The 5,817-nt window shown below is 37.9% G+C and carries 15 protein-coding genes; 1 reads left to right on the forward strand and 14 read right to left on the reverse strand.

Features of this window, described 5'->3' with window-relative positions; all coding sequences use genetic code 11:
- From IQ228_RS26775 to IQ228_RS19405, 14 genes are all read right to left on the reverse strand, one after another.
- On the reverse strand, positions 1-282 hold a 282-nt coding region (locus IQ228_RS26775), incomplete at its 3' end, for a hypothetical protein (protein ID WP_228043958.1).
- Entirely contained in the window at positions 275-538 is a 264-nt protein-coding gene (locus IQ228_RS19345) for a DUF1902 domain-containing protein (protein ID WP_284082136.1), read from the reverse strand. The genes IQ228_RS19345 and IQ228_RS26775, both read right to left, overlap by 8 nt.
- Positions 539-711: 173 nt before the next feature.
- Positions 712-1,044, reverse strand: coding sequence for a DUF5615 family PIN-like protein (locus IQ228_RS19350; RefSeq protein ID WP_027400989.1), 333 nt, complete (start codon positions 1,042-1,044; stop codon positions 712-714).
- Positions 1,041-1,265, reverse strand: coding sequence for a DUF433 domain-containing protein (locus tag IQ228_RS19355; protein ID WP_027400990.1), 225 nt, complete (start codon positions 1,263-1,265; stop codon positions 1,041-1,043). The genes IQ228_RS19350 and IQ228_RS19355 overlap by 4 nt, the downstream gene beginning before the upstream one ends.
- A gap of 521 nt (positions 1,266-1,786) precedes the next feature.
- Positions 1,787-2,224 (reverse strand): PIN domain-containing protein, encoded by a 438-nt coding sequence (locus tag IQ228_RS19360; RefSeq protein ID WP_193963996.1) that lies wholly within the window; start codon positions 2,222-2,224, stop codon positions 1,787-1,789.
- Complete coding sequence (locus IQ228_RS19365; protein ID WP_027400992.1) at positions 2,218-2,475, reverse strand: AbrB/MazE/SpoVT family DNA-binding domain-containing protein; 258 nt, start codon at positions 2,473-2,475, stop codon at positions 2,218-2,220. Before IQ228_RS19365 ends, IQ228_RS19360 begins: the two co-directional genes overlap by 7 nt.
- A gap of 250 nt (positions 2,476-2,725) precedes the next feature.
- Positions 2,726-3,007, reverse strand: a complete 282-nt coding sequence (locus tag IQ228_RS19370; protein ID WP_027400993.1) for a type II toxin-antitoxin system mRNA interferase toxin, RelE/StbE family — start codon at positions 3,005-3,007, stop codon at positions 2,726-2,728.
- A complete protein-coding gene (locus IQ228_RS19375) occupies positions 3,004-3,219 on the reverse strand; it encodes a hypothetical protein (RefSeq protein ID WP_193963998.1) in 216 nt (71 codons plus the stop codon). The genes IQ228_RS19370 and IQ228_RS19375 overlap by 4 nt, the downstream gene beginning before the upstream one ends.
- Before the next feature lie 32 nt (positions 3,220-3,251).
- Positions 3,252-3,545, reverse strand: a complete 294-nt coding sequence (locus IQ228_RS19380; protein WP_080683817.1) for a type II toxin-antitoxin system VapC family toxin — start codon at positions 3,543-3,545, stop codon at positions 3,252-3,254.
- Complete coding sequence (locus tag IQ228_RS19385; RefSeq protein ID WP_228043959.1) at positions 3,538-3,804, reverse strand: hypothetical protein; 267 nt, start codon at positions 3,802-3,804, stop codon at positions 3,538-3,540. Before IQ228_RS19385 ends, IQ228_RS19380 begins: the two co-directional genes overlap by 8 nt.
- A gap of 116 nt (positions 3,805-3,920) precedes the next feature.
- Positions 3,921-4,316 (reverse strand): type II toxin-antitoxin system VapC family toxin, encoded by a 396-nt coding sequence (locus IQ228_RS19390; protein WP_027400996.1) that lies wholly within the window; start codon positions 4,314-4,316, stop codon positions 3,921-3,923.
- 99 nt (positions 4,317-4,415) lie between these two features.
- The gene (locus IQ228_RS19395) at positions 4,416-4,652 is read right to left on the reverse strand and encodes a DUF2281 domain-containing protein (RefSeq protein WP_035081257.1); all 237 of its coding nucleotides are present in this window, start codon (positions 4,650-4,652) and stop codon (positions 4,416-4,418) included.
- 175 nt (positions 4,653-4,827) lie between these two features.
- Complete coding sequence (locus tag IQ228_RS19400) at positions 4,828-5,025, reverse strand: hypothetical protein (protein WP_193964000.1); 198 nt, start codon at positions 5,023-5,025, stop codon at positions 4,828-4,830.
- A gap of 4 nt (positions 5,026-5,029) precedes the next feature.
- Positions 5,030-5,302 carry a BrnT family toxin gene (locus IQ228_RS19405; RefSeq protein WP_193964003.1) on the reverse strand — a complete coding sequence of 91 codons (273 nt, stop codon included), beginning with the start codon at positions 5,300-5,302 and terminating at the stop codon, positions 5,030-5,032.
- A 205-nt stretch (positions 5,303-5,507) separates the two neighbouring features.
- Between IQ228_RS19405 and IQ228_RS19410 the strand changes: the two genes are divergently transcribed.
- A complete protein-coding gene (locus IQ228_RS19410) occupies positions 5,508-5,699 on the forward strand; it encodes a hypothetical protein (protein WP_193964005.1) in 192 nt (63 codons plus the stop codon).
- The last annotated feature ends 118 nt before the right edge of the window (positions 5,700-5,817 follow it).

The following is a 5,817-nucleotide window of genomic DNA, read 5'->3' on the forward strand; positions in this document are numbered from 1 at the left end:
TGGCATATATAAACGATCCACACCATGAAAGACATTAATTTTGAATGCAGATAAATCTGCTCGTGTCGTTTTTCCACCCCGCTCGCTTCGTGACGGGGCTACCAAACTCCCGGATCTTTTTCGTGTACCGAGATTTGATAGATTGGTCAACCACAAATCTTCTTTGTGTGAGTGGACTGTACCAAATTTCATGATCTCCTTTGCCACTTCGTTCAAAGTAGCAACCTGCTCCATCAAGGATTTTCTTGAGTTCAGGAGTAAATGATTTTGCCACTCACACATTTACTAGGATTTTACTAATCCGTTGACTAATGATAACGATTGAAATTTCTTGACCTGAATCACCTGATATCACTTGATTCAGTTCTAAAAGCTCTGGAATCATAATCATGAGCTTCTGCTCTAGATCTTCTAAAGAACTAGCTTCTGTTGCTAAACCGGGTACATCTTCACTAGAGGCAGTCCAGACTTGAGCCTCTTCATCCCAGAAAGCATGGACTTTTAAAGATAATTCACTCATAAACGTACACCATGACACAACGATCGCATCCTGTTTCTACCCCCCAATTATACCTCCCATTCCAGGAACGATCGCTCTCAATAATTTATGTTGCCCCGAGCGCCCCCACATCTCAAAAAAGGCGATTACTAGGTCGCGCTTCGCTATCGCACTCCTACATCTCCCGATAAGATTGGCGATCGTACTCCAAGTTAGGTTAAGACCAAAATACTTTCTGTTTCACTGCTGTCAAATTGAATGATTGTGACAAAATTATCTGTCAAAATATGCACAATTTTTGATGTAGGACTATTACCAATACGAAGAAAAATAAACTTAGGCGGATGACCATAAAGTAAACTACGTTGATGAAAATCAGAGTCTTTGGAAACAATCACAAAACTATTCGCTTTAGCATATTCCCATATAAGTGCATCATCAGTATTTATCAGTGCTAAAGTCTTAACGTGTGCTGAATCGGGATATAGATCAATAATTTTATTAATAATCCGATCTGACAGATTTTCATCTAATAGCAGTTTCATAGTGCAGCGACAAATAACTTTTTCTCTCGATCAGCAGCAAAACATAGACAGGCTTTAATATCTTCAGATGTCAGTTCTGAAAAATCTTCGAGAATTTCTGCTTCTGTCATACCACCTGCTAGATATTCCAAAATATCGTACACGGTTATACGCATTCCCCGAATACAGGGTTTTCCACTGCGTTTTCCTGATTCAATCGTAATAATGTCTTGGTAATTCATCTAAACCTCCAGGAGACCCCCACCAAAACTGTACTCAGTTTGGTGATGGGAGGAATGGAGGGTTAACGGTGAAACGTCCCTTGAGTAATTTTGTGCGCCAGCACAAACAACGAAATGGACAGTTGAGCAATTAACAAATCTTTGATTTTCCATATTCGTAACTGTCTTTGTGAATTGATTTACTGGATTAATTAGGAAAGAGTGGTCTTTTTTCAGTGTCTATCTAGCTCTTCTTTTGAATCTTCAATCATTATATCCTAAGTTTTTAACCCAAACCCTCTAAAAAGCGATTACTAGGTCGCACTTCGCTATCGCTCTCCCCTCGCCTCCCAAAAAGCGAACTGCTTGCAGCAGCGCTAGTTCCCTCCGGGAAGCTCCGCGAACGCTGTCGCTCTACCACACCCCAAAAGCGATTCCTGCGGAGCGCAACGCTTACGCACTTTCCACATCCCTAAAAGCGACCAATCTCTATAATTTACTATAGCTAGATATGGTGAATTTTGAGTTTAAATCAGCTATTTCTATGATGGAACTTCTACTAATTCAGCAATGGAATCGCCAAGACGGAGAAAATGTTTCGCATTAAGAGTTAAGATTTTATCCACTTCTATTTTTAGAGCAGAATAAGCGATTAAACCATCATAAATTGCACCCCCAGTAAACCCTAAATTGACCATATTTTCTATGGCTTTATAATAATCATCTTCAGTTAAAGAAATAATCTGAAATTCTTTTAGATTTTCTTGAATAAGCCTCTGAGTGATTTGAGGTGAAAAACGAGGTTGAGATGGAAAGGAAGATATAACTGAGAATAATTCGGCTAAGGTATGAGTGACAATAAATCCTTCTATTTGTGATATTTTCACCTTTTCTAGCCATGACCAACAAGGAAAATGCTGAGGATGTTTAACTAAAATAGCGGCGACTAAAACAGATGTATCAAATAATATTCTTACCATGAAATTACTTGATTCATTCTTTCATTTTTGAGTTCTTCAATTATTGTATTAGCATCTGTTAATAATTCTACATCAGAGACTAATACATGACCTTCGTAATAAAGTGATGGTTCTTCTTTGATAGGGTTTAAAATTAGTTTTCCATCTTGAACTTCTAAAGATAGTTTTGATTCATTATTTAAACCTAACTGTTGTCTAATAATTTCAGGAATTTGCAGATATCCTGATTGATTTAAGGTTACTAATTCCATAATGTTTTCTCCCAAAAAAGAGTATCTGTTTGTATTATAGCAGTGATTTCTAAGTCGCGTTTTGCTATCGCCCTCTCATACCCCAAAAAGCGATTCCTGCGGAGCGCTTCGCTATCGCACTCCACACATCCTCAAAGAGCGAACTGCTTGCAGCAGCACTAGTTCCCTCCGGGACGCACTCGCGTTCGCTATCGCCCTCCATATCCCAAAAAGCGATACCTTCAGTGCGCTTTGCTAACGCACTTTCGTATCAATATACTTCATCATGAGTTCCCAAATTGAGCAACAAAATAGCTTCTTGTTGGTCTTCAGTATTTTCAAAAAATTCAAACAAAATACGATAATTATAGTCAATTGAACAAGACCAGACATTAGCTAACTCACCTTTTAGTTTGTGAGTACGTAAACTAGGACAAAAAGGATCTTCAGCTAATTGCAATAAAGCTTGTTCAATCAGAGGTCGAAGATTTGGATCTTTTCGGATTAGACGTTTAAAAGAACGCAATGATTTAGGAGTCCAAGCGATGTTCATGGTTGATCAAGTTCTCCTAAGAATTGATTAACTGAACCAAATTGAAAGTTTCCTTCATAAAATTCCTGACGAACTTCTGTAATTTCTTGAGATAGTTTGGTTCTTTTTGCTTCGTGCAGTCTTTTTTGCAGAAGGTTAAGTAATATTTCTTGATCTTCTATTGATAAAATTTCGACTGACTCAATAGCTTTCTGGAATGCTGATATTTTCATGGCTGTACTTAATTAGTTTGACTTATTTTAATTTAATGGTATCGTTCTCTTTGAAGTTTTGTGACAGCATCGTACAGTTCATTAGTTAGAGGAACTATTTCAATATTTGGGTCTGATTCTAGCGATTCAAGCAGTTGGATTGCGGCGGTTCTATATCTTTTCTTAGAAAGAGCATTACCAATTTCTAGTAAAATTGCTTGAGTTGTAACGAGATAAGAATTTTGAGCTTCAATTTGTTCAGCAAGCTCAACTGCTCTGGCATGATTTTGATCTGTAATTGCAGATAAAGCTATCGCAAAAGATGTATCTAAAAAAATTTCATTCATTTTCCGAGATATTTTCCTCATGCAAATACTGGTCTATATTGGTTGACCAGTCTGGCCTACCTTGTAAATTTAAAGATTTGGCAGTTTGCAAGAATGTTTTTGGTTTTGGTTTTTCATCTGGTAACAGACTTTCAACAATAATCCGAACTCGCGTACCTGATTTGATGTTTAAAGGTACTTCAGGAAGAAGGACTGCACCATCAAAGAGAGCATCTAAGGTTTGAATCATAGCTTTTTTCCCATACTGCTTTACTGTCATTATATCGGCTTTAATCTCCTCATTAAAAAGCGAACTGCTTGCAGCAGCGCTAGTTCCCTCCGGGACGCACTCGCGTTCGCTATCGCCCTCCCACATCTCAAAAAGCGATCGCATACTTACCAAATTGTTTTTATATGGGGATAATTTAAAATTGTGGCATCACAAGTAACAAGGGGAATTTCATAACGTCTTGCAATAGCAACTAAAATTCTGTCTGCTGGATCTTTGTGAAAATCGTCTGGTAACTGTGTACTGGCAATTGCATCTATGGATGATAAAGGTTCTATGATTATACCTGAATGAGTTTGCGCTAACTGATACCATTCATCAATGGGTAAAGGCAAAACTAATTTACCGACACTAGATTTAACTGCTACTTCCCAAACAGAAATAGCGGAAACTAATAAGCCATTTTGAGATTCTTCACTTTCAATAGCTGCTTGTGCTACTTGCGATAGTTGACTAGGATCGTGAAGTAACCATAGCCAAATATGGGTATCTAGTAAAATCATTCCGCTAAGAGACTTCCAAATAAAAAAATGTCCCAAAACTGATGCAGAAATTCTCTCTCTGTGTACTCTGTGCCTCTGTGGTTCGTTTCTTAGGATAATTTATTTCTTGGAAGTCTCTAATGCTTCCCAAAGTTCAGGCATAGGTTCATCAAAATCACTAACAATGGTAATAGGTTTACCTCTCAGTGGGTAATTCTTTGTAGTTTTTGTTTCTTGGGAAATAAGATCAATGTTTCCTGCCCTAAATTCTAAAAACTCGATAAATTTAATTACTTCATTGCGCTGTTCAAGAGGTAATTGCTTAATTTTAGCGATCGCCATTTCTAATGTGATCATTTATTTGTTTTTCCTGTAACTTTAAGTTACTTCTATTTTAGCAAATGATTTTTAGGTCGTGCTTCGCTATCGCCCCCCCACATCCCAAAAAGCGAACTGCTTGCAGCAGCGCTAGTTCCCTCCGGGACGCACTCGCGTTCGCTATCGCACCCCTACATCCCCAAAAAGCGAACAATTAAAATATAGCTTTATTTTCTCTAGTAATTCTAATCAAAAATCGTAAAGCTTCATTAACAGATTCAGCATTAGGAAATAATTCAGCAACATCTGAATCTAATTTAATGATTGTATTACCAAAATTTGTTCGTTTAGCTCCCATTTTTCTAACTTTTAAACTTTTTAAATCATATTCATCTCTAAGTTCATCTTCCATTGTTTTAACCCTCTTGATAAGCTTTTAATTCTTGTTTTGTCACAAGTCTTGCACTAATAATTCTAATTTTATCCTCTCTTTCTGTATAAGAAACCAGCAAAATCCGACTTCTTGATGATTCTCCTATAATAATATAACGATGTTCGTCTTCAGAATGATCCGGATCATAAAAATCAACATAGAGTGGATCATCGAAAACTGTTTGAGCTTCTTCAAATGAAACGTTGTGTTTAGATAAATTAGATTTTGCCTTTTGTGTATCCCATTCAAATTCCATACATATAATTAAATTTTAGACGCAGTAATTCTAACATTATTACAAGCGATCGCACCTATCACCCCAAAAAAGCGATTCCTACGGAGCGCAACGCTTACGCCCTCCCACATCCACAAAAAGCGAACTGCTTGCAGCAGCGCTAGTTCCCTCCGGGACGCTCCGCGAACGCTATCGCACCCCTCCACATCCCCAAAAAGCGAACTGCTTGCAGCAGCGCTTCGCTATCGCCCTCCATACCCCAAAAAGCGATCGCTCTAATCCAATTATCACAGTTAGTAAACTTCATCATGAGTACCGACTGACTCTAACAGGATTGCTTGTGATTCTTCATCTAAACCTCCAGGAGACCCCCACCAAAACTGTACTCAGTTTGGTGATGGGAGGAATGGAGGGTTAATTGTGAAACGTCCCTTGAGTAATTTTGTGCGCCAGCACAAACAATGAAAGGGACAGTTGAGCAATTAACAAATCTTTGATTTTCCATATTCGTAACCGTCCTTTTTGTGAATTGATTT

Origin of the sequence: Dolichospermum sp. LEGE 00246, from assembly GCF_015207865.1 — a bacterium.
Classification (GTDB): domain Bacteria; phylum Cyanobacteriota; class Cyanobacteriia; order Cyanobacteriales; family Nostocaceae; genus Dolichospermum; species Dolichospermum heterosporum.

What these genes read in the sequence shown, in the direction of transcription:
- IQ228_RS19385 (WP_228043959.1), bottom strand. Translation starts at nt 3,804, where the DNA reads ATGACAGTAAAGCAGTATGGGAAAAAAGCTATGATTCAAACCTTAGAT.
- IQ228_RS19365 (WP_027400992.1), bottom strand. Translation starts at nt 2,475, where the DNA reads ATGGAATTAGTAACCTTAAATCAATCAGGATATCTGCAAATTCCTGAA.
- IQ228_RS19400 (WP_193964000.1), bottom strand. Translation starts at nt 5,025, where the DNA reads ATGGAAGATGAACTTAGAGATGAATATGATTTAAAAAGTTTAAAAGTT.
- IQ228_RS19390 (WP_027400996.1), bottom strand. Translation starts at nt 4,316, where the DNA reads ATGATTTTACTAGATACCCATATTTGGCTATGGTTACTTCACGATCCT.
- IQ228_RS19370 (WP_027400993.1), bottom strand. Translation starts at nt 3,007, where the DNA reads ATGAACATCGCTTGGACTCCTAAATCATTGCGTTCTTTTAAACGTCTA.
- IQ228_RS19355 (WP_027400990.1), bottom strand. Translation starts at nt 1,265, where the DNA reads ATGAATTACCAAGACATTATTACGATTGAATCAGGAAAACGCAGTGGA.
- IQ228_RS19395 (WP_035081257.1), bottom strand. Translation starts at nt 4,652, where the DNA reads ATGATCACATTAGAAATGGCGATCGCTAAAATTAAGCAATTACCTCTT.
- IQ228_RS19350 (WP_027400989.1), bottom strand. Translation starts at nt 1,044, where the DNA reads ATGAAACTGCTATTAGATGAAAATCTGTCAGATCGGATTATTAATAAA.
- IQ228_RS19405 (WP_193964003.1), bottom strand. Translation starts at nt 5,302, where the DNA reads ATGGAATTTGAATGGGATACACAAAAGGCAAAATCTAATTTATCTAAA.
- IQ228_RS19380 (WP_080683817.1), bottom strand. Translation starts at nt 3,545, where the DNA reads ATGAATGAAATTTTTTTAGATACATCTTTTGCGATAGCTTTATCTGCA.
- IQ228_RS19360 (WP_193963996.1), bottom strand. Translation starts at nt 2,224, where the DNA reads ATGGTAAGAATATTATTTGATACATCTGTTTTAGTCGCCGCTATTTTA.
- IQ228_RS19375 (WP_193963998.1), bottom strand. Translation starts at nt 3,219, where the DNA reads ATGAAAATATCAGCATTCCAGAAAGCTATTGAGTCAGTCGAAATTTTA.